This is a genomic window from Streptococcus sp. HMSC074F05 (assembly GCF_001808725.1).
Classification (GTDB): domain Bacteria; phylum Bacillota; class Bacilli; order Lactobacillales; family Streptococcaceae; genus Streptococcus; species Streptococcus parasanguinis_I.
Genome location: NZ_KV794409.1, coordinates 109,148 through 128,454 on the forward strand (window position 1 = coordinate 109,148; position 19,307 = coordinate 128,454).

At 43.5% G+C, this 19,307-nt stretch carries 17 protein-coding genes and 1 pseudogene; 5 read left to right on the top strand and 13 right to left on the bottom strand.

Features of this window, described 5'->3' with window-relative positions; all coding sequences use genetic code 11:
• A pseudogene (locus tag HMPREF2685_RS02835) lies at nt 1-599 on the bottom strand (hypothetical protein); the annotation flags it as partial.
• Nucleotides 600-753: 154 nt separating this feature from the next.
• Here HMPREF2685_RS02835 and pepF point away from each other — a divergent pair.
• Nucleotides 754-2,544: an oligoendopeptidase F gene (gene pepF, locus HMPREF2685_RS02840; protein ID WP_070465136.1), complete on the top strand. Its 1,791-nt coding sequence runs from the start codon at nt 754-756 to the stop codon at nt 2,542-2,544.
• Between the two features lie 41 nt (nt 2,545-2,585).
• Here the strand turns inward: pepF and HMPREF2685_RS02845 are convergent, their stop codons facing one another.
• Complete coding sequence (locus HMPREF2685_RS02845) at nt 2,586-2,975, bottom strand: nuclear transport factor 2 family protein (RefSeq protein ID WP_070465139.1); 390 nt, start codon at nt 2,973-2,975, stop codon at nt 2,586-2,588.
• A 148-nt stretch (nt 2,976-3,123) separates the two neighbouring features.
• On the opposite strand from HMPREF2685_RS02845, the gene HMPREF2685_RS02850 reads away from it, so the two are divergent.
• Both HMPREF2685_RS02850 and HMPREF2685_RS02855 read left to right on the top strand, forming a co-directional pair.
• The gene (locus HMPREF2685_RS02850) at nt 3,124-3,456 is read left to right on the top strand and encodes a winged helix-turn-helix transcriptional regulator (protein WP_006595586.1); all 333 of its coding nucleotides are present in this window, start codon (nt 3,124-3,126) and stop codon (nt 3,454-3,456) included.
• A gap of 11 nt (nt 3,457-3,467) precedes the next feature.
• Nucleotides 3,468-4,259, top strand: coding sequence for a DUF2785 domain-containing protein (locus HMPREF2685_RS02855; RefSeq protein ID WP_070465143.1), 792 nt, complete (start codon nt 3,468-3,470; stop codon nt 4,257-4,259).
• 165 nt (nt 4,260-4,424) lie between these two features.
• Here HMPREF2685_RS02855 and trxA read toward each other — a convergent pair whose 3' ends face one another.
• The 8 genes from trxA to HMPREF2685_RS02895 all read right to left on the bottom strand — a co-directional run bounded on the left by trxA (nt 4,425) and on the right by HMPREF2685_RS02895 (nt 12,960).
• Entirely contained in the window at nt 4,425-4,739 is a 315-nt protein-coding gene (gene trxA, locus HMPREF2685_RS02860) for a thioredoxin (protein ID WP_023919472.1), read from the bottom strand.
• A gap of 12 nt (nt 4,740-4,751) precedes the next feature.
• Entirely contained in the window at nt 4,752-4,976 is a 225-nt protein-coding gene (locus HMPREF2685_RS02865; RefSeq protein ID WP_070465147.1) for a DUF4649 family protein, read from the bottom strand.
• A 187-nt stretch (nt 4,977-5,163) separates the two neighbouring features.
• Nucleotides 5,164-5,808, bottom strand: a complete 645-nt coding sequence (locus HMPREF2685_RS02870; RefSeq protein WP_070465150.1) for a CadD family cadmium resistance transporter — start codon at nt 5,806-5,808, stop codon at nt 5,164-5,166.
• A 421-nt stretch (nt 5,809-6,229) separates the two neighbouring features.
• A complete protein-coding gene (rpsO, locus tag HMPREF2685_RS02875) occupies nt 6,230-6,499 on the bottom strand; it encodes a 30S ribosomal protein S15 (protein ID WP_003004251.1) in 270 nt (89 codons plus the stop codon).
• A 401-nt stretch (nt 6,500-6,900) separates the two neighbouring features.
• Nucleotides 6,901-9,588 (bottom strand): Cna B-type domain-containing protein, encoded by a 2,688-nt coding sequence (locus HMPREF2685_RS02880; RefSeq protein WP_070465152.1) that lies wholly within the window; start codon nt 9,586-9,588, stop codon nt 6,901-6,903.
• Nucleotides 9,589-9,808: 220 nt separating this feature from the next.
• Entirely contained in the window at nt 9,809-10,537 is a 729-nt protein-coding gene (locus HMPREF2685_RS02885) for a pseudouridine synthase (protein WP_070465155.1), read from the bottom strand.
• Between the two features lie 2 nt (nt 10,538-10,539).
• The gene (locus tag HMPREF2685_RS02890) at nt 10,540-11,691 is read right to left on the bottom strand and encodes an MFS transporter (RefSeq protein WP_070465158.1); all 1,152 of its coding nucleotides are present in this window, start codon (nt 11,689-11,691) and stop codon (nt 10,540-10,542) included.
• Nucleotides 11,692-11,796: 105 nt separating this feature from the next.
• Nucleotides 11,797-12,960, bottom strand: coding sequence for an MFS transporter (locus tag HMPREF2685_RS02895; RefSeq protein ID WP_070465160.1), 1,164 nt, complete (start codon nt 12,958-12,960; stop codon nt 11,797-11,799).
• 145 nt (nt 12,961-13,105) lie between these two features.
• On the opposite strand from HMPREF2685_RS02895, the gene HMPREF2685_RS02900 reads away from it, so the two are divergent.
• A complete protein-coding gene (locus HMPREF2685_RS02900; RefSeq protein WP_031576205.1) occupies nt 13,106-13,792 on the top strand; it encodes a cyclic nucleotide-binding domain-containing protein in 687 nt (228 codons plus the stop codon).
• Between the two features lie 60 nt (nt 13,793-13,852).
• Complete coding sequence (gene def / locus HMPREF2685_RS02905) at nt 13,853-14,467, top strand: peptide deformylase (RefSeq protein ID WP_031576207.1); 615 nt, start codon at nt 13,853-13,855, stop codon at nt 14,465-14,467.
• A gap of 312 nt (nt 14,468-14,779) precedes the next feature.
• On the opposite strand, the gene HMPREF2685_RS02910 is transcribed toward def, so the two are convergent.
• The 3 genes from HMPREF2685_RS02910 to HMPREF2685_RS10430 form a co-directional block, all read right to left on the bottom strand.
• Nucleotides 14,780-16,021 carry an aminopeptidase gene (locus HMPREF2685_RS02910; protein ID WP_049507627.1) on the bottom strand — a complete coding sequence of 414 codons (1,242 nt, stop codon included), beginning with the start codon at nt 16,019-16,021 and terminating at the stop codon, nt 14,780-14,782.
• 100 nt (nt 16,022-16,121) lie between these two features.
• Complete coding sequence (locus tag HMPREF2685_RS02915; protein ID WP_070465246.1) at nt 16,122-18,974, bottom strand: AAA family ATPase; 2,853 nt, start codon at nt 18,972-18,974, stop codon at nt 16,122-16,124.
• A gap of 172 nt (nt 18,975-19,146) precedes the next feature.
• Nucleotides 19,147-19,296 carry a hypothetical protein gene (locus HMPREF2685_RS10430; protein WP_003010006.1) on the bottom strand — a complete coding sequence of 50 codons (150 nt, stop codon included), beginning with the start codon at nt 19,294-19,296 and terminating at the stop codon, nt 19,147-19,149.
• Nucleotides 19,297-19,307: the final 11 nt, after the last annotated feature.

Sequence of the window (19,307 nt, forward strand, 5' to 3'; positions counted from 1 at the left end):
TGAATGGTTGCTTTCTTTTCTTCCTTGGCTTCCCCTTTTCCTAGCGAATAAAGGGTCAATTCCCGGTCTGGGTTCACAGATTGCCAAGTGGCGTAGACAATTTGCCCATTATCAAAAAGGTCTAGGCTGGAGCGATAGCCACCAACCGCAGCTGTATAAGCTGTATGGAGCAATTCGGCTTCTTGACCCTTGAGGTAATAGATGGCAGAAACATATTGTTTGTTTCCCGTGTATTGATTGGACACCAAGAGCTCATCCACACCATCTTTGTTCAAGTCTGTAAAAGCGTATTGGAAGGTTACCGGAGTTCCTAAGCGCTCCAAAGCATCTAGATAGATGCTTTCTTCTGAGCCAGATTTTATCTTACCTAATTCCGCAAACAGGCCTGACTTATCGCCATTTTTAAGAGCTGTATCATACTTAGCATACCGCTCCAAAACCTCTTGATAATACTTTTGACCCGTATCCTTCTTTTCTTTTTTAACCGATGATGACGTTGCTGTCTTTGGTTTACTTTGGCGTTCATAGCGTTTGGGCGTACAAGCCACCAGAGCTAGAACGGACGCACCCGCCAGTAGTGAAATCATAACCTTTTTCATAAAAACCTCCTCATTTCTATCCTAGTATATCAAAAATGGTCAATTTTTCCAGCTCTTTCAAGATTTTCAAACAAGCATTTTCCCCTCTCCCTCTATGTTTCTGTCCTATTTTCTGCTATACTTAAGGAAGAATACCGATCAAAAGGAGAACATTATGGAATTAAAAAAACGTTCTGAATTTCCTGAGAACGAACTATGGGACCTCACAGCCCTCTACCAAGACCAGGAAGACTTCTTACGCGCCATCGAAAAAACACGCGAAGAAATCAATGAATTTGTCCGTAACTACAAGGGTAACCTCCACACCTTTGAAGACTTCGAAGCTGCCTTTACCATCTTTGAACAGATTCAGATTCAACTCAGCCACATTGGCAACTACAGCTTTATGCCCCAAACGACTGACTTCGGCGACGAAGCTTTCGCAGAGATTGCCCAAGCAGGGATGGATTTCGAAACTTGGGCCAGCGTCGAACTTTCCTTCTTTGATGATGCTTTGGTAGAAGCGGATGAAGATGTCCTCGAACGCCTGGGACAACTTCCTCACCTCACTTTTGCCATTCGCCAAGCCAAAATCAAGAAAGCTCACTACTTGGGAGCTGATGTGGAAAAGACCTTGACCAACCTTGGTGAAGTCTTCTACGGACCACAAGACATCTATACCAAGATGCGGGCAGGCGACTTTGAAATGGCTGATTTTGAAGTGGATGGAAAAGTCTACAAAAATAGTTTTGTCACCTATGAAAACTTCTACCAAAACCATGAGAATGCAGAAGTTCGTGAAAAAGCCTTTCGTTCTTTCTCAGAAGGTCTTCGCAAGCACCAAAACACGGCTGCTGCTACCTATCTAGCTCAAGTCAAGTCTGAAAAACTGATTGCAGATATGCGAGGCTACGATTCCGTATTTGACTATCTCTTAGCTGAGCAGGAAGTGGATCGTGCCATGTTTGATCGTCAGATTGACCTGATCATGAAGGACTTCGCTCCAGTAGCTCAAAAATTCCTCAAACACGTGGCCAAGGTCAACGGCCTTGAGAAAATGACCTTTGCTGATTGGAAGTTGGACTTGGACAGTGCGCTCAACCCAGATGTTACCATTGATGATGCTTATGATTTGGTCATGAAATCTGTGGAACCTCTTGGCGAAGAATATTCCCGCGAAATTGCCCGCTACCAAACCGAACGTTGGGTCGACTTTGCTGCCAATGAAGGCAAGGATTCCGGTGGTTATGCAGCTGACCCCTATCGTGTCCATCCTTATGTCTTGATGAGTTGGACAGGACGGATGAGCGATGTTTATACCTTAATCCACGAAATCGGACACTCTGGTCAATTCATCTTCTCAGATAACAACCAAAGCTACTTCAACGCCCACATGTCGACCTACTATGTGGAAGCTCCTTCTACTTTTAACGAACTCCTCCTCAGCGACTACTTGGAACACCAGTTTGACGATCCTCGTCAAAAACGCTTTGCCCTAGCTCACCGCTTGACAGATACCTACTTCCACAACTTCATCACCCACTTGCTGGAAGCGGCTTTCCAACGCAAGGTCTACACCCTGATTGAAGAAGGTGGAACCTTCGGCGCTAGCAAGCTCAATAGCATCATGAAGGAAGTCTTGACCGAATTCTGGGGAGACGCCGTTGAAATCGATGACGATGCAGCTTTGACCTGGATGCGCCAAAGCCACTACTACATGGGACTATACAGCTATACCTACTCAGCTGGCCTAGTTATCTCAACCGCTGGTTACCTGCATTTGAAGAACTCCGAAAACGGAGCCAAAGATTGGCTAGATCTCCTTAAATCAGGCGGTAGCAAGACCCCACATGAGTCAGCCATGATTATCGGAGCAGATATCTCAACGGATAAACCACTCCGCGATACCATCCAATTCCTTTCAGACACTGTCGATCAAATCATTGCCTACAGTGCTGAGTTATGAGTATAAGCAAAAACAGATTGGATTTTTCCAATCTGTTTTGCTTATCCCCAAAAGCTATCTTCTTCAGCTTGATCTGAAGAGAAGAGCCAAACTTCTTTGATTTTCCCATCTTCAATACGGAAGAGATCAATCCCGTTCATATTGAGTTCAGTACCATCAGCCCGTGTTCCAAGAAAAGTAACATTAGCTGCGACAAAATCCTTATTATCAGAAACCCAATTTGTTATCACCTTAAAGGTTCCATTAGTTTTCTCAGCAAATGTAGCTAGGTGAGATCCTAGTTGGTCCTTACCAACAACTGTACCAGATATACTATGAGTACCAGGTTGATGCCAGACAATATCGTCTGCCATCGTTTCAAAGACACCAGGAAAGTCACCAGCAATTAAAGCTTGGTTATAAGTATTGAAAATTTCTAAGTTTGTTGACATATCTATTCTCCATTTCATTTTTATGATATAATTTTAACAGTTACAAACAAAAAAACAAGTAGACACTTTTTTGATAGCTGGTATCAAAATCAATACTATTGTTGCTAATAAAGGATAATTTTTTTTAAAAATAGAAAGAAGATGTTTTATGCCAAATAAAGTGAGTGAGTATGGTATTTGTCCATTTGCGACAACGCAGAGGGTTTTAACAGGGAAATGGGCACTGGTAATCATTTATCAGTTGAGTACGGGTACTAAACGATTTAAAGAATTGCAGAGATTATTGCCTGGGATTACTCAAACTATTTTGACACGTCATCTCCGTCAATTAGAAAAGGATAAGATTATTCAACGAAAGGTCTATGCGGAAGTTCCCCCACGAGTTGAGTACAGCTTAACCGAAATAGGGCAGGAATTCAAAGTTGTCTTAGATGCTGTTGAGAACTGGGGTCTGGACTATATCAAGTTGCTAAAAATGTAGAGGTATTGACCATGTATCAAGAGTTACTTAGAAAAATAACAGAAGAAAAACCAAGCTATCGTCAAGAAGAAATCCAGTGGTTGCTAGAACATTTGGGAGATCCCTCGCCCGAAATTCGCGATGATCTCGTTTTTACCAGCTTGGCTAGAGGGATTCAAGAAGAACTGTTTACACAGGAACAATTTCATTTCATTGCTGAGACGATCTCGTCCAATGAAGGAGTAGAAAAAGAGATTGATAAGATTGGGCTATCAACACTTGAGCGTTCTTTTAAAGCCCTTGTTTATGCCAACCTCCTATCTGCAGATGCCAATCCGCAATCAATTTTTTATCAAAGATTAAAAGCCGATATAAGATATATTTTACTGGATCAAGGTTTACATTATCTTGAAAAAGAAAAGGATACAACAGGTTTTTCCAGTCGGTATGGTTGGGTTCACGCTTTTGCGCATGGAGCTGACCTCTTGACAGAAGTGGTTTGTCATCCTGGCTTTCCTAAAAATAGAGTACTTGACGGATTGGACATACTTGGCCAAATCTTTAAAAGAATTTCGATTCGTTTTACAGATGATGAGGATTGGCGCTTGGCGAGAGTGCTTTATGAACCTATTTTACAGGGAAAGTTAGATCAAGAGCAGGTAGCTTCTTGGATAAAAGCTGTTGATTTCCCAATAGAAGAAAGGGAAGACTTTTATAAATTTTCCAACTTCAGATCCTGCCTATTGGAAGTCTATGTCCAACTCGACCAGAGAAACATTTTACAAGCTGACTTGAAAGAAGCTATTCAATCTTTTCAATACTAATGGTGACACAGTGAAGGTAAAACTCACCAAAAATTTCAAGTTACTGTTCTCGAAACAGAAGAATTATTGATGATAAAAGAGCCTTGTTCCTCATTTAAAAGAACAGTGCTCTTTCTTTGAATATAAAATAGCACTCCTATCTTACTATTGGGAGTGCTATTAATTTTAACTCAACTCAGCCACAATGGCCTTAATTTGTGCTGCAGTGTGTACCCCTGCAACTTGTTTGACCACCTGTCCATCTTTTTTAAAGAGCAAGGTTGGGATGGACATAATGCCGAAAGCACGCGCTGTTTCAGGATTTTCATCCACATCCATTTTCAGGATTTTTAACTCATCTTCCGAAAGTTCTTCCGATAATTTTTCTAAGATAGGAGCTTGCATGCGACATGGGCCACACCAGGTTGCCCAAAAGTCTACCAAGACTAATCCTTCTTTAGTTTCTGCTTCAAATGTTGCATCTGTAATTGCTTTTACCATTGTTTTTCTCCTTTAGTTTTTGTATTGATCTAGGTCTTGCTTCATCAAATAGAAGAAGACATCTCCGTAAGTGCCTTGGTAATCGAGTTCGTGCCCATTATAGGTCAATTTTTGTACGGGATAGTAATCCGCTACACCAATCAAGCAGGTCTGTTGGGATCGTTCAAACTCTTCATAGGAATCAAAATGCATGACTCTTTCTTGCTTTGCACCATCTAGATATGTAATATCAATCATAGCGATAACCTCTATTTCTTAAGATGTATCCATTGTAACTCCGTTTATTACATCTGTCAAACAAAACGACTTCCTAAGAATGATGGATCTTGTGCGATAAGGAAAAGACAACAAAACAAAAAACCTCCCCGAAGGGAGATAGTTCTGGTCTATTTTACCTTACGATGCTAGGAACCGTAGCCGAAGATTATACTGGATAAAACCGTTCTAGAAAAGGCGACGAACTGAAGATTGTAGGCTCTATCGTGCCATTTTCATACATGATGTATAGTCCAAGTGTAATGAATACTAAGGGCACAACGATTCGCTCATATTTTTCAATTGTCTCGGAAATTAACGGCATAGAGGATAGCACACGACTAAGCTCGCAAAAGATAATTATGCCGATTGCAAACACAAGCAACGCCACGAGTGTCTGTGACCAATCTAACGAAGCAAAATAAGGTATATAGATACCTAAATTATCTCCGCCAGACGCAATTGTTAGCAATGTAACTGTCCAAAACAGTTGATTTGCCTTGCTTTGTTCAAATCTTTCAATAATTTCTTCCTCTTCTTCCTCACCTTCTCCAACAATTGCAAAGCGAATCCCTAAATAGATAGGGATTAAACCAAGCAATCCAACCATCCATGCTTCAGGCACGAAATTGACGACATAAGCAGCAAATAAACTCGCCCCTACAAGTAAGCCTGTGCCTAGATATTGCCCTGCATAAATATGCCACTTCTGTTTATTCTGTGATAGCTGTGCAAATAAAATAATTAAAATAATTAAATAATCGATACTGGTGGAAATATAAACACCAATAGCAGATATGATTGTCTGTCCCATAAAAAAACTCCTGTATTAGTCAGTAATAAATCAGCAGATTTTAGGGAAGCACAGACACATTAATTTAGCTATCGCTAGTGGGTAATGTCGAACGTAGGAAAGCATTTTACTCCTCCTCAAAACGTAGTTACAAAGTAATTTCTAACTGGAATTCGGTGACTACTTCCATGTAAAGTATAACCCACTATACTTTACTTCGTAAAGTGTGGGCTCTCCGAGGGGGCTTGCAGACTGCTACCATTTGAGGTTTTTGTAGTCTCCAAAATTGTGGCCGATAAAACTCAATAAAAAAGCCCCCTGAATTCAGAAGGCTCCATTCTTGCTGGATAAAACGTTTCTAGACAAGGCGCCGAGCCGAAGATTGTACTGATGGTACATCGAGGCGAAGTCAACGAAGTATAGAAACGTTTTAGACGCAAGGTTAACGACGAAGTCCAAGAGAGTTGATCAACTCACGGTAACGGTTAACGTCGTTTGTACGAAGGTAAGCCAACAAGTTACGACGGCGACCGATTTTCTTCATCAAACCACGGTAAGTAGCGTGGTCTTTTTTGTGTTGTTTGATGTGTTCGTTCAAGTGGTTGATTTCCCAAGTAAGGACAGCAACTTGTACTTCTACTGAACCAGTGTCACCTTCGTGACGTGCGTATTGTGCAATGATTTCATTTTTTTTCTCTTTTGAGATTGCCATGATAAGCTCCTTTTCTTTATGCTCTATCCGAGTGGCAGGTTTGGCATATCCTGCTACCAAGAAAGAGTTAGTTGTCTATTCGACCTTCTTATTCTACCAAGATTTCATCTTTCTGTCAAACACTTATGTTTCCTTCAAGATGGATTTTTAAGATGAACCTCAAGAATTTGAACGGTTTGATGGAGCATTCTTCAAGCAACTTATTCAAAAGAGAGTGGGACAGAAATCGGTAATTCGTTAGAATTCGATTTCGTCGTCCCACCTCCGCACAGTTGAGTAGGGCTGTAAAAGCTGATGAAATCAGCGTAGTAGAGCCCACTCAACCACTGCGTCTTGCTCGACAATCCAAAAATAATTGAGAGGCTAGGACTTTTGTCCCAGCCTCTTTATCGGTATGAAGCTTATTTCTCTTTCCGTTTACCACGCAAGAGCAAAGCCAAAGCAAAAATTGCTAAGAGTGCACCGAGTATGGTCAACCCGTAAGCAACAACTTCACCAGTTGATGGAAGAATTTTTTTCTTTCCTTCTTTTGGTGTCGTTGGAGTTTCTGGTTTTTCCGGTGTGCTTGGCGGCGTTGTTGGTGGTGTCGTCGGTGGAGTTGTAGGAGGAGTTGTTGGCGGTGTCGTTGGTGGGGTTGTAGGCGGAGTCGTTGGCGGTGTGCTTGGTGGAGTGGTAGGTGGTGTTGTTGGTGGCGTATGACGGTTGGTTACTGTGAAACCATCAATGTTGCTTGTATAACCTGCTACTGGATCCTCTGTAATCGTGTAGGCAATCTTCTTACCTTCCTTGTATACGGGTAGATCCGTAAAGCTTGCTTGCCAATTATCAGTAGCTGTGATTTCTTTTACAGCTACTTCTTGACCATCCGCAAGGAGACGAACTGTGATTTTTTCAGGACGAAGACCATCCTTATTGTCTGCATCATCCCAGATCTTCTTGACCGCTACTTCCGTTACTTCTGGTGTGCGACTATTGGTAATCACTACATTTCCCTTGTTACTGTCATCAACCGTACTAGTATAGCCTTTGACTGTTCCAACTTCTTTCACTTGGTACTGAATCTCTTTGCCTTTCGCTTTTAGAGGCAAATTGCTAAAGGTATGAGTCCAGTTATTTTTAGCAGAAAGTTCCACTTCTTTTCCTTGAGCTTTGCCATCTGCATAGAGCTGTACCTTAATGGCGCTTGGACGTTTGCCATCTTGGTCATTGTTGTCTTCCCAACGTTTTGTAACAGTGACGCTGGTTTTACCTGGCTTGTAGCTATTGGTAATGGTTGTTCCATCAATAGTAGCAGAGTAATTGGCTACTGTGTCTTCTGTGACTGTGTAGACAATTTGTTTGCCGTGGTTGTATTTTGGAAGATTGGTAAAGACTGTCTTCCAATCAGTCGCTGCACTTAGCTCTTGGCTAGCTACTTCTGTACCATCTGCAAGGAGACGAACAGTAACCTTGTCAGGACGAACGCCATCTTGGTTGTCATTGTCCTTCCAAACTTTCGTTACTGGAATTTCAACAACTTCTGGTGTACGAGTGTTGGTAATATTGGTTCCCTCAATAGTTGTTTCATAGCCTTCAACAGGTTCTTCTGAAACAGTGTAGGCAATGACATTGCCAGCATCATCGACCACATCGAGATTATCAAAATGATAAGCCCAAGTTCCTGTAGCATCTGCTTTCACTTCTTTAGAAGCGACTTTGACACCATTTGCTAGGAGATTGACTGTGATTTTTGATGGACGCTTGCCATCTTGGTTGTCATTGTCATTCCATGTCTTTTGGCCAGAGACACTTGTTTTTTCTTTTTGGTTCACAACATCACGAGAAATCGCAAGGTCATTTCCAAAATCATCCTTGCTAATCTTGATAGGTTCTTCAGAGAGAACATAGCCTGTTGGAGCTTGAATTTCTTGAACCGTATAAGCTTGTTTGATCAAGCCCGTAATGGTGCCAACACCATTCTCATCTGTCGTAATGGTTCCCACTTGCTCACCTGTATCATCTGCTGTCACAGCAAAGACGGCACCGGCAAGCGCTTGACCATTTTCACCTTTTTTGTGAATCGTGAAGGAATATTTCTCACCATTGAATTTTCCATCAAGGAACTGATACAGAACGTCTGCTACCTTATTTTGCTCCTTGATTTCTGTAGCTGTCATTGTCGCATTGTTTTTGTAGGATGTATTGATGGCTGGGACCTTGTCCAGATAGACATCATAACGAACAGTCATCCCTTGTTCAGGAGCTAGATCTCCAATATGAACCGTTAGAGAACGACCATCAGCGCTGACAACAGGGGAATAATTCTTGGTGACGTTGGTGGTGTCTCTTAAGTGATAAGCCCCATCTTCGTCACTGACCTGCCAAGTTCCTGTATGGATGTTGACAGAATCTGCTTTGATTTTTCCATCTGTAAAGGCCAATTGGTCTTTAATATCAATATTATGAAGGGCAGTGTGACCTTGATTGATGTTCAAGGTATAGGTCAATTTTAATTTATCATCTGAGTTAGTCCAGCCCCATTTGCTAAAGACTTCTGGAGTAGGAGGATTCTCACCTGGATTGACCCCTTTGTAATCGATATTCCCACCCGAAATCACTTTCTTATCGATCGTAAGAGTAAAATCAAGTGTCTTTTGTCCTTTGACGACTTGGTGGTCTACACGCGCAAAGAAACGCAGTTTCCCTGTCACATTAGCCATTCTTTCAGGATAGTCCGTATAGGTTACGGTGATGACCTTTCTTTGATCATCTACCGTTGCTGTCGCAACCTTTTGACCACTTGGATCCAGCAGGTCAATGGTGTCCGTTTCAAAGACCTTAAAGTCATCTCCAAGTTGGATAACGGTCTGATCTCCCTTTTTTACACGACCATTCGGCAACACAAAGTTTGCTTCAACTTGAAAACTCTCCCAAACACCGAGTGGATCTGTAATCGCTCCACCAGTTGATTTCGAGATGTTTACAGATGTCACAACATCATTGATCGTATCGGCATGGACTTTAGCTGGACTATTGGGTTTGGCAAATCCTAAAGTCGCTAGTAAAAATAGGGCAACTGTTGTCACAACAGAATAGAGCCACTTTTTCATAAACGATTTTTCTCCTTTTTCTACGTTTACTAGATAAGGTATGTGAGTCGAAAAATTATCACTACATATTGTGATTTTATACACAACCTATCTTTTTTCATTATAAACAATTTGCTTTGATAGTACAAGCAATTAAAATCATTTTTTGTCTTTTCAGTTCATTTTCTTGATACAAATAAAAAATAGCAGCCTGTATAAATCAGACTGCTTGGTTTTTTGCTTATAAGGGAACTCCGAAGACCTCTAAGGACTTGAGTTCAGAAGGATGAAGTCTCCGCCATTCTCCCAATTTCAGGCTTGGATCTAGCGTTAGAGGACCCATAGAGATCCGCTCTAAATCCACCACTTCCTTACCACAGGCAGCGACCATGCGCTTGACCTGATGAAATTTTCCTTCAGCGATTTCGATTTCGACGTAGGAGCTGGCATTTGCCTCATTCACCTCTACGATCTGCAATCTCGCGGGCAGGGTGGTAAAGTCTTTGAGGTCAATGCCTGCTTCAAAACGGGCTACATCTACCTCATCCATGATCCCAGCCACCTGGGCACAGTAGATCTTCGACACATGCTTCTTCGGCGAAAGCATGGCATGGGCGAGCTTGCCATTATTGGTCAAAAGGAGCAAGCCATGGGTATCGATATCTAAGCGCCCGACAGGAAAGACTTCCTTGTGACGGGCTGTCTCATCCAATAGATCTAGCACAGTTTGGTGGTGATCATCTTCTGTCGCTGAGATGACCCCAGCTGGTTTATTAAGCAGATAATACACAAAGGTTTCATGGACCAGGTCTTCTCCCATAAAGGTCACCTGATCCTTGTCTGGATCAATCTGTAGTTTTCCTGCTGTCTCTTTTTTTCCATTTACTGAGATTTTCTTTTGCTTGAGGAGTTGCTTGACCTCGGTCCTGCTCCCCACGCCACAATCCACTAAAAATTTATCTAGTCGCATGATTACTTCCCGCTCTTTCGTACAATCCAAAGACCAAAAAAGGAAACCAGGATCATGAGGATACCAGAAAATCCAAAAATGAAGACTGGAGCAGATGAGATCGTCCCTAATAGACTAAGGACAAAGGTCGTTGCGATCGAACCTGCACTACATCCCAAAACCGCAATGGACGTTGCCTGGCTCAAGACCCCTGCTGGCATCTTATCAGATAAGACATTGTAAACTGTTGTCAAAGCCACACTGTAGGCGAAGCCAGAAGCAATGGTTACAAGGGCAAGAATCGAGAGATTTGGAGAGACCCCTATCAACATTTGGGCCACACCATAAGCTACTCCCGAAACCAATAATAAACGATCACGGAATAGATAGGTCAAGGGCGAGAAGGCCAAACCTGCCAAGATCCCAACAAATTGCATGGCTGCTAATATAACCCCAGCAGTTTGGGCAGTGCCATGTCCAACTTGTTCTACCACACTTGGAATCCGAACGGTGATCATGACATTGGACAAGACGATAGCTGCCGCAACGACCGCTAAGCCGAGCGCAGTCCGCCATTGTCCCCCCGTCATCTTGACATCCCGGTGTTTTTCCTCCACTGCTTCTGTCTTAGATCCATAAGGCACAAATAAGAGATACAAAAGTAAGATAGGAATGCTGATGCCGTAAACGAGAAAGGCAGCCTGCCAGCCAAAGCGAATCAAAAGGCTCACTCCAAAGGTCAAAACGGCCGTCCCAACAACTTCTGCAGAACCACGAATACCAAGAGTTTGGACGCGTTCTTTTCCTTTATAGCGCTCACTGATAATGGCAATGGCAGAAACATTGAGTAAGCCAACCGCCATCCCGAAAATAATCCGAGACAAAAAGACAACCGGATAAGCTGGACTGATTAAGGGAATAAAGCCACATAGAGCGTAAGCGACTAGGCCTATCACAATCATCTGACGCTCTGAAAATAGGCGTCCAATCCATTTATTGAAAATGAGTGAAACCATGATCCCTGCAGAAGGAAGCGAGACCAAGAGCTCAATCATGCTGTGAGGAATTCCCTTGTAATAGGCAAACATGGCCGACTGCGCACTCGAAATCGAAAACGAGGTCGTCAAAATAAATGAAAGCGCGAGAATACTCACTTTCTCCATGATTCTTTTCATTATTTTTTCCTTTAAACTAATCTTTTTTTCACACTCCTCCTATAATAACACGAGCTAGTGACAGGACGCAATAGATTGAATTAAAAAAACGAAATGATTTCTCCATCATTTCGTTCGTGCTAGTAATTGTGAGGCGAAGACTCCTGTTAGGAGCATCAAAACACCAATCAAGACAAAGAGCAGATGATTGGAAGGAGCTAGTGGCGTCACCAACTGGATGAAGAAAGAAGAGAGGGCTGATCCGAGATTGCAACCAATCAAGACCAGCGAGGTCGCAAGGTTCAGGAGATTGGTCGGGATTTTTTCAGATAAGTGATAAAAGATACTGGTGACCCCTGTACTGTAAGTAAATCCTGCTAAAAGGGTTCCTAAAACCAGGCTCCACAGCTGTCCGGACAAGCCAATCAAGGCCAGAGCTAGTCCGAAACCAAAACACATGATCATGAGCAAGTTCTTTTTGAAAACATGTGTCAAACTGGCAAAGCCCACTCCTGCTACAATCCCTGTCAATTGCATCAGACTCAAGACGGTTCCAGCTGTTGTCGCCGTTCCCAAACGAGCATCAACGATGATATCCGGCACGCGCAAGCTAATAATAGAATTGAAGCAAATGATGATACCAGCAATCACAGCTAGCATTAGACTAAAACGCCATTGAGGGGAGCGAAGGCGGACGGATCCTGACTTTTTCACCTTCAAGCTAGCCTGTTTTTTCTCCTTAGGATAAGGGACAAAAAGGATATAGAGGAGTAAAATCAAGTAACCACCACCATATACGGCAAAGATCGCTGGCCAGCCTAGGGGTAAGAGTTGTCCCACCATAAAGGTCAAGATGGCAGAACCCACTACTTCAGCAGACCCCCGATAGCCCAGCATCCGGGTCTTGTCATTGCCTGAGTAGCGCTCACTGATAATTGAAATGGCCTTGGCATTGATCATTCCTGTCCCCAAGCCAAAGATCAGACGACTTAGAAAGATGAGAGGATAGTCCTGTACGACCAAAGGCAAGAGGCCACTAGTTGAAAAGAGCAAGAGCCCTGCGACAATCATCTGGCGCTCACTCATCCACCGCTCGATCACGCTATTTAAAAAGAGCATGGCCACGACCGCAAAGGCTGGCAGGGAAACCAAGAGTTCCACCTGGCTTGCTGTATAGCCAAATTGGCTAAAATAAGCCTTCATAGCCGGCAAACCGGCTGTAATTGAAAAGGATGAGATCAGCATGAGCGACAAGCTCAAGAGACTGATTCTTTCCATTGTTTTTTTCATTTTTTATTTCCTACACTTTACTGGTAACATTTTGATTTTACTAGTTTTTTCAAAAAAGATTCAAACTAGTATTTTCAATAGAATCCTAGTATAATCAATTTAGAAATAGAAAAACAGGACATTTGTCCTATTTTAGGAGATTGAGATGAAAAAAATTTCCCCATCTACAAGACTCAAGGAAATCATCACAGACTACCAATTGGACCAGATCTTTCCAGGCGACTGTCTTAGCCAGCTGGACCTCGTTCTCTATCAGGCTGGAGATTATATCTGCCGTCAGGGTTCTGAACAAGATGTCATTCCTTATTTTCTCAAAGGTCGGCTCAAGATTATCCACAGTCTTGAGAATGGCAGCGACACCATCCTTGAAATCCAAGAAAAACCTGGACTCTTAGGAGAGATTGAGCTCCTGCTCGATCGGGTCTGTATCACATCGGTCATTGCAGACCAAGACTCGCTAGTCGTTCAGCTCCCAGCCCAGCACTTTAAGAAGCGCCTCCTGCTTGATCCAACCTTTTTGCACTCTACGGCCAAGACCTTGGCTGAGAAATTGCACCAGATCAACTATTTGGCTCCTGCCAACTTTCATTATTCGGTCAAGGAACGCCTCGCTACGCATTTTCTGGAGCATTGCGATGAAAATGGGACCCTCAAGCCCAAGATGAATCAGCTGGCCCTGCGTTTTGGGATCAGCTACCGCCACCTTAGCCGCGTCATCAAGCAGATGATTGAAGAGGGCTTAGTCCAAAGAGAAGGACGAATCTATACGATTTTAGATGCAAAAAGGATGAATGATTTGTCCATCAAACATGCGGAAACCGTCGACAGATAACTTTAATTTTAGGCTCTTTTGTGTTATCATGGAGGGTAGAAAGAAAGTGAGAGTAAAACGATGAAAGCAATTGAAAAAATTACAAGAGCGTCCCATTTGATTGATATGGATGACATTATCCGCGAAGGAAATCCAACACTTCGAGCGGTTGCAGAAGACGTGACCTTCCCTTTATCTGATCAGGAAATTATCCTGGGTGAAAAAATGATGCAATTCTTGCACCATTCTCAAGACCCTGTTATGGCTGAAAAACTTGGCCTCCGTGGAGGAGTGGGACTCGCAGCACCACAGTTGGATATCTCGAAACGGATTATCGCTGTTTTGGTTCCCAATCCAGAAGATGCCGATGGTAACCCACCAAAAGAAGCCTATAGCCTTCAAGAAGTCATGTACAATCCAAAGGTTGTCGCCCATTCTGTTCAAGATGCAGCTCTTGGCGACGGGGAAGGCTGTCTCTCAGTAGACCGCAACGTACCAGGCTATGTGGTTCGCCATGCCCGCGTGACGGTTGAGTATTTCACAAAAGATGGGGAAAAGAAACGCATCAAACTCAAAGGATACAACTCCATCGTCGTTCAACATGAAATCGACCACACCAACGGCATCATGTTCTATGACCGCATCAACCCAAACAACCCATTTGAAATCAAAGAAGGACTCTTGATTTTAGAATAGCGTAAATGACAAAAAGTAAGGTAGTAGTGAATCATCACTACTACCTTACTTTTTTTACGAGACCGCGTCTACCGATTTCTGTCTCTTGGCGCAGTGGTTGATTGGAACTACTCCTACCTTCGGTACTCGTACTTCCTAATCAACTGTGCGGGGGCAGGACTACGAAATCGAGACTGCGTCTACCGATTTCTGTCTCTCGGCGCAGTGGTTGATTGGAACTACTCCTACCTTCGGTACTCGTACTTCCTAATCAACTGTGCGGGGGCAGGACTACGAAATCGAGACTGCGTCTACCGATTTCTGTCCTGCTCCCTATATTGCCCAATCTCCGTTACGGAAGACTGGGACGCGGGTACCGTCTTCTCGGATACCGTCGATATCCATTTGGCTTGAGCCGATCATGAAGTCGACGTGGACGTCTGAGCGGTTGAGGCCGGCTGCTTCGAGTTCTTCTTCTGTGAATTCTGCGCCCCCTTCTACGCTGGTTGCATAGGCTGCCCCGATGGCCAAATGGTTTGATGCATTTTCATCAAAGAGGGTGTTAAAGAAGGTAATGCCTGACTGTGAAATTGGACTTGGGTCTGGTACGAGGGCACATTCACCCAAGGCACGCGCTCCCTTGTTTTTGAAGACCAAATCTTTCATGACTTGATCGCCTTTTTCAGCTGTGATATCTACGATTTCTCCATTTTCAAAGGTCACTTTGATGCCTGCAATGATGTTCCCATTGTAGCTAAGCGGTTTTGTAGAAGTGACATAACCTTCTGCGCGACGGAAGTCAGGAGCTGTGAAGACCTCTTCTGTCGGCATGTTTGGCAAGAAGCCTTCGCCTTGGGCATTGATAGCTCCAGCAGATTCCCAAACGTGGTTTTTCGGCAAACCAAGAGTCAAATCAGTTCCTGGGGCTGTGTAATGAAGAGCTGAGAATTGTTCCTTATTCAGTGTATCTGCCTTGCTCTTGAGAATAGCTGCATGCTCTTCCCAAGCTTTGACGGGATCTTCCTCATACACTCGGCAAGTCTTGAAGATTTGATCCCACAGGAGATCTACTGCTTCTTCATCGCTCGCCGCATTTGGGAAGACCTTTTTCGCCCATTCTAGTCCTGCTGCTGCAGCCACTGTCCAGCTGACCTTGTTGGATTGAGTGGCGATGCGCATTGGTTTCATGGCCATGCCCAAAGCCTTGGCAGAGGCAGACAATTTCTCTGCATCGACACCATTTAAGGCACCTGGATCAGACGAACGCACACCCAAACGACTAGCCTTGTGTTCCAAGAGGTAGTTCATCTCTGCAATCTTGTAGTCAGGTACATTGTCCAAGCGATCCATCGGTGCATGGAGGAATTTCTCCCGGGTAGTAAAATCATCTGCCCATTGGACAATGACTTCATGTGCCCCCAAGGCATAGGCTTCCTTCACGATCAAGTGGGCCAATTCTCTTTGTTCCACATCGATGTTCAAGACCAAGGTATGACCAGGTTGCACGTTGATACCGTTCGCCACCAACAATTTGGCATATTTTTCGAGGTTTTCTTTAAAATTTGGTAAAACCATTTTTTCTCCTTCATAAGTGAATGATCTCTTCCTAGTATACCATAAGTCCATGCAAAAAGGATTCCGCTCCTGCAGAATCCTTTTTCTTGTTCCTTCTAACTTAAGTAAGAACATAGCCTTGATCATCCACTGTATGGGGATGCCCAGAATTGCCATTCTCTCTCAAGGCTTCCAAATCTTGATCCAAAATCGAATTGTAATCCGTACTACCTTCACGGGTTACCCGAGTCGATACTTGGCGCAAGAGTTTTTCATTAAGATTACGAACCCAGCGACCATTACTATGGTCATTGGCCCGCATATAATTTTCTTTCACAATCTCTCCGTAAAGGGCTTCATTGACTTGGTAACCTTGCTTACGCAATCCTAACAGACCGATCTCGACGATCTCATCTGGGCTGTAGTCTTCAAAGTCAAAGGTAGTCGGGATCCGACTTTGCAGACCTGAATTGACCTGCAAGAAGTCGTGCATCTCTTTCGTGTAACCAGCAAAGATAATGACGATATCACGACGGTGGTCCTCCATAAATTTGAGGACTTCATCCAAAGCTTCCTTCCCAAAATCATCATTTGAACCGGTAAAGAGGGTATAGGCCTCATCGATAAAGAGGACTCCACCCAGTGCACTTTCTAGGACTTCGCGCGTCTTCAAAGCTGTTTGACCTTGGTAGCCTCCAACCAGATTGCTCCGCGATACTTCGATGAATTTCTTCTGCTTGATAACTCCTTTTTGGAAGAGGATATTGCCCAAAATGCGGGCCACGGTGGTCTTTCCTGTACCAGGATTTCCAAGAAAGAGAGAGTGCAGGGTCGTGTCTTCGACGATGCCACCTTGTTCAGCCCGTTTTTGATTGAACTCAGCCATGGCTACGAATTGTTCGACTTGCTCTTTCACCTTAGCAATTCCAACCAATCGGTTGAGGGCAGCCATCCCATCTTCTTCCTTGTCGGCTCCTGCTTGATACTTACCTTGGTTAAGGACAGCATCGATATCGCTATTGAGGATGGTCTCAATATCGTCAGAACCTTGGGCCACCACCCGATCTGCCATGGTCTTGGTCAATTGCTCATCCAGGTTACGGATCCAGCGACCATTGCTCTTATCTAGCGAGCCATCATAAGCCCGCTTAACATGCCGCGCATAGTAATCCCGGTCTTCTAGTTTATAGTCTCCTTTGCTTAGGATCATTTCACCTAGTTGAACAATCTCATCTCCTGTGAAATCTTCAAAGATGAAATTATTTGGCACCCGAGAACGAAGGCCTGGATTGGTCTTTAAGAACTCCTCCATTTCCTTGGTATAGCCGGCAAAGATTATCATGATGTCGTCACGATTGTCCTCCATAAATTTGAGGATGGTATTGATCGCCTCGATCCCAAAGTCCGCACCGCTATCTTTTTTATCCAAGCTATAGGCTTCATCAATAAAGAGGATGCCTCCTCGCGCTTTTTCAAGCAGGGCTTGGGTCTGTTCAGCTGTTCCTCCAATATTCGAAGAAATCAGATCGGACTCCGTTGCTTCCACAAAACGGAATTCCTCCCCTGAGAGGACACCCGCATCAAAGAGCACTTGTCCCAACAGACGGGCCACAGTGGTTTTCCCTGTACCAGGATTTCCCATAAAGGCAGCATGCAAAGTTTGCTTTTCAGGAGCCTTGCCACTGGCGATTCGTTTCTTGTTAAATTCCACCATGTTGATCATTTTCTTGATCTCATGTTTGACTTTTTCAAGACCAATCAGGCTATTGAGTTCTTGAAGAGCATCTTGTTTCTTCTCTGGTCCAGAGTCTCTTGCAGTTGTTGGAGCCACCGTTGCATCCGTCGCCTGTCCCGTAGGAACGACTTGCACATTGCCCTTCGCCACTTCTCTACCGACAAGATAATCACAGTCATCCTCAATTTCCTTGGTCAGATCACGCGCATCCCCTTGCTTATAGGTCATGGTGCCCACCTTCGCAAAGGCTCCACCTTGAAGCCGTATATTAGGATCCGCAATCTTATGACAAATCATATGCTCAGCCATCAGCACACCATCATCAAAAACGCCAAATGAAATGGTTTCGGCATTCTCATTCAAGAAGGTTGTTTCTCCAGTCAGGGAAGCAAAGGACTCTTCATAGACGCATAAAAATTCTGTAAATGTAGCCTGGTGAGCTCGGATCATACTATTGAATGAATTGATGGAGGTTATACGATCCGAATCCGAATTGAATTGAACATTATTATCAAGACAGACCCCAGTACCGGTAGGTAGCTCAATTTTACAGTTTTCAGACTCCCAGATGACATTCCTCAACCAAACTGGTGGAAAATCCTTTTCCAGATCCCCGCCTGTAATCGTTGAATTTTTTGCGATCACTTCTGAGTCCTTGGCATGGATCGTATTATTCCCAAATTTTTCAATATGGACATTTTCTAAGGTCAATTTAGATCCTTCTGACAGATCTATCTTAGAAAAAATCGTTGAATTGCGAATGGACAATTCTGATGCTGACATTCCGATGGCACTTTGGTGTTTTTCCGGAACCTTCATCCCGACTCCTTCCAGTGTCAACTTCGAATGCGTATCCATATAGATAAAAAATTCATTATTTGTTGGAGTGGTTGCTTCAAAATAGACCTGTTTACAGGTGATATCTGAGCTATTCCATAAGAGCAAGGTAGTATAATTCCCACCAACTTTAAACCACAGATCTTCAAATGTCACCTGAGCTCCCTCTACAAATCGGAAGGAAGCCTCAATGATGTTGTTAAACATGCGCCCATTGCCATTTGGATTTGGGACAACATGCCCCACAAAATGAAGGTTCTTGTCGATCTCGATCACTTTATTTGTCGGCCATTGAAAGACATACCCATTTTCAAACTCGATGGTATCCCCATCCTGCGCTTTTTCAACCGCATCCATAAAGTTCCAACTATTGTTGTAAGGCCCTACTAAATATCTTGCCACGCGCTTCTCCTTTGTTTCATCTTTTTGAAAGAACATCCATTGTTTTTCTGTTTCCTTGTCACAAACAATCGTTACTAAAAATTGTAACACAATCTAGGTCCAAAGAAAACACTTATCAGATCTGAAAGGACTGAAAAACCTCTATTTTCAACAGGAAAATAGAGGCTGTCCGTTAATCTTTCAAGGCTGAAAATAAGCCGGCTAGAGCAATCGCTCCTGAGAGCATGGCGGTGGAAAGGAGCAGGACATTGTCTGCCACTTCTAGCTTGTACTCAAAGACTTTTTCAGCTGGTTTGTCTTCTGCAAAAATTTCTACCTTCATGTTTTCCTCCT

Coding starts and splice junctions, on each gene's coding strand:
- HMPREF2685_RS02850 (WP_006595586.1), top strand. CDS start 3,124: ATGCCAAATAAAGTGAGTGAGTATGGTATTTGTCCATTTGCGACAACG.
- HMPREF2685_RS02880 (WP_070465152.1), bottom strand. CDS start 9,588: ATGAAAAAGTGGCTCTATTCTGTTGTGACAACAGTTGCCCTATTTTTA.
- HMPREF2685_RS02900 (WP_031576205.1), top strand. CDS start 13,106: ATGAAAAAAATTTCCCCATCTACAAGACTCAAGGAAATCATCACAGAC.
- trxA (WP_023919472.1), bottom strand. CDS start 4,739: ATGGTAAAAGCAATTACAGATGCAACATTTGAAGCAGAAACTAAAGAA.
- pepF (WP_070465136.1), top strand. CDS start 754: ATGGAATTAAAAAAACGTTCTGAATTTCCTGAGAACGAACTATGGGAC.
- HMPREF2685_RS02910 (WP_049507627.1), bottom strand. CDS start 16,021: ATGGTTTTACCAAATTTTAAAGAAAACCTCGAAAAATATGCCAAATTG.
- HMPREF2685_RS02895 (WP_070465160.1), bottom strand. CDS start 12,960: ATGAAAAAAACAATGGAAAGAATCAGTCTCTTGAGCTTGTCGCTCATG.
- HMPREF2685_RS10430 (WP_003010006.1), bottom strand. CDS start 19,296: ATGAAGGTAGAAATTTTTGCAGAAGACAAACCAGCTGAAAAAGTCTTT.
- HMPREF2685_RS02865 (WP_070465147.1), bottom strand. CDS start 4,976: ATGATTGATATTACATATCTAGATGGTGCAAAGCAAGAAAGAGTCATG.
- HMPREF2685_RS02855 (WP_070465143.1), top strand. CDS start 3,468: ATGTATCAAGAGTTACTTAGAAAAATAACAGAAGAAAAACCAAGCTAT.
- HMPREF2685_RS02870 (WP_070465150.1), bottom strand. CDS start 5,808: ATGGGACAGACAATCATATCTGCTATTGGTGTTTATATTTCCACCAGT.
- HMPREF2685_RS02845 (WP_070465139.1), bottom strand. CDS start 2,975: ATGTCAACAAACTTAGAAATTTTCAATACTTATAACCAAGCTTTAATT.
- rpsO (WP_003004251.1), bottom strand. CDS start 6,499: ATGGCAATCTCAAAAGAGAAAAAAAATGAAATCATTGCACAATACGCA.
- HMPREF2685_RS02885 (WP_070465155.1), bottom strand. CDS start 10,537: ATGCGACTAGATAAATTTTTAGTGGATTGTGGCGTGGGGAGCAGGACC.
- def (WP_031576207.1), top strand. CDS start 13,853: ATGAAAGCAATTGAAAAAATTACAAGAGCGTCCCATTTGATTGATATG.
- HMPREF2685_RS02890 (WP_070465158.1), bottom strand. CDS start 11,691: ATGAAAAGAATCATGGAGAAAGTGAGTATTCTCGCGCTTTCATTTATT.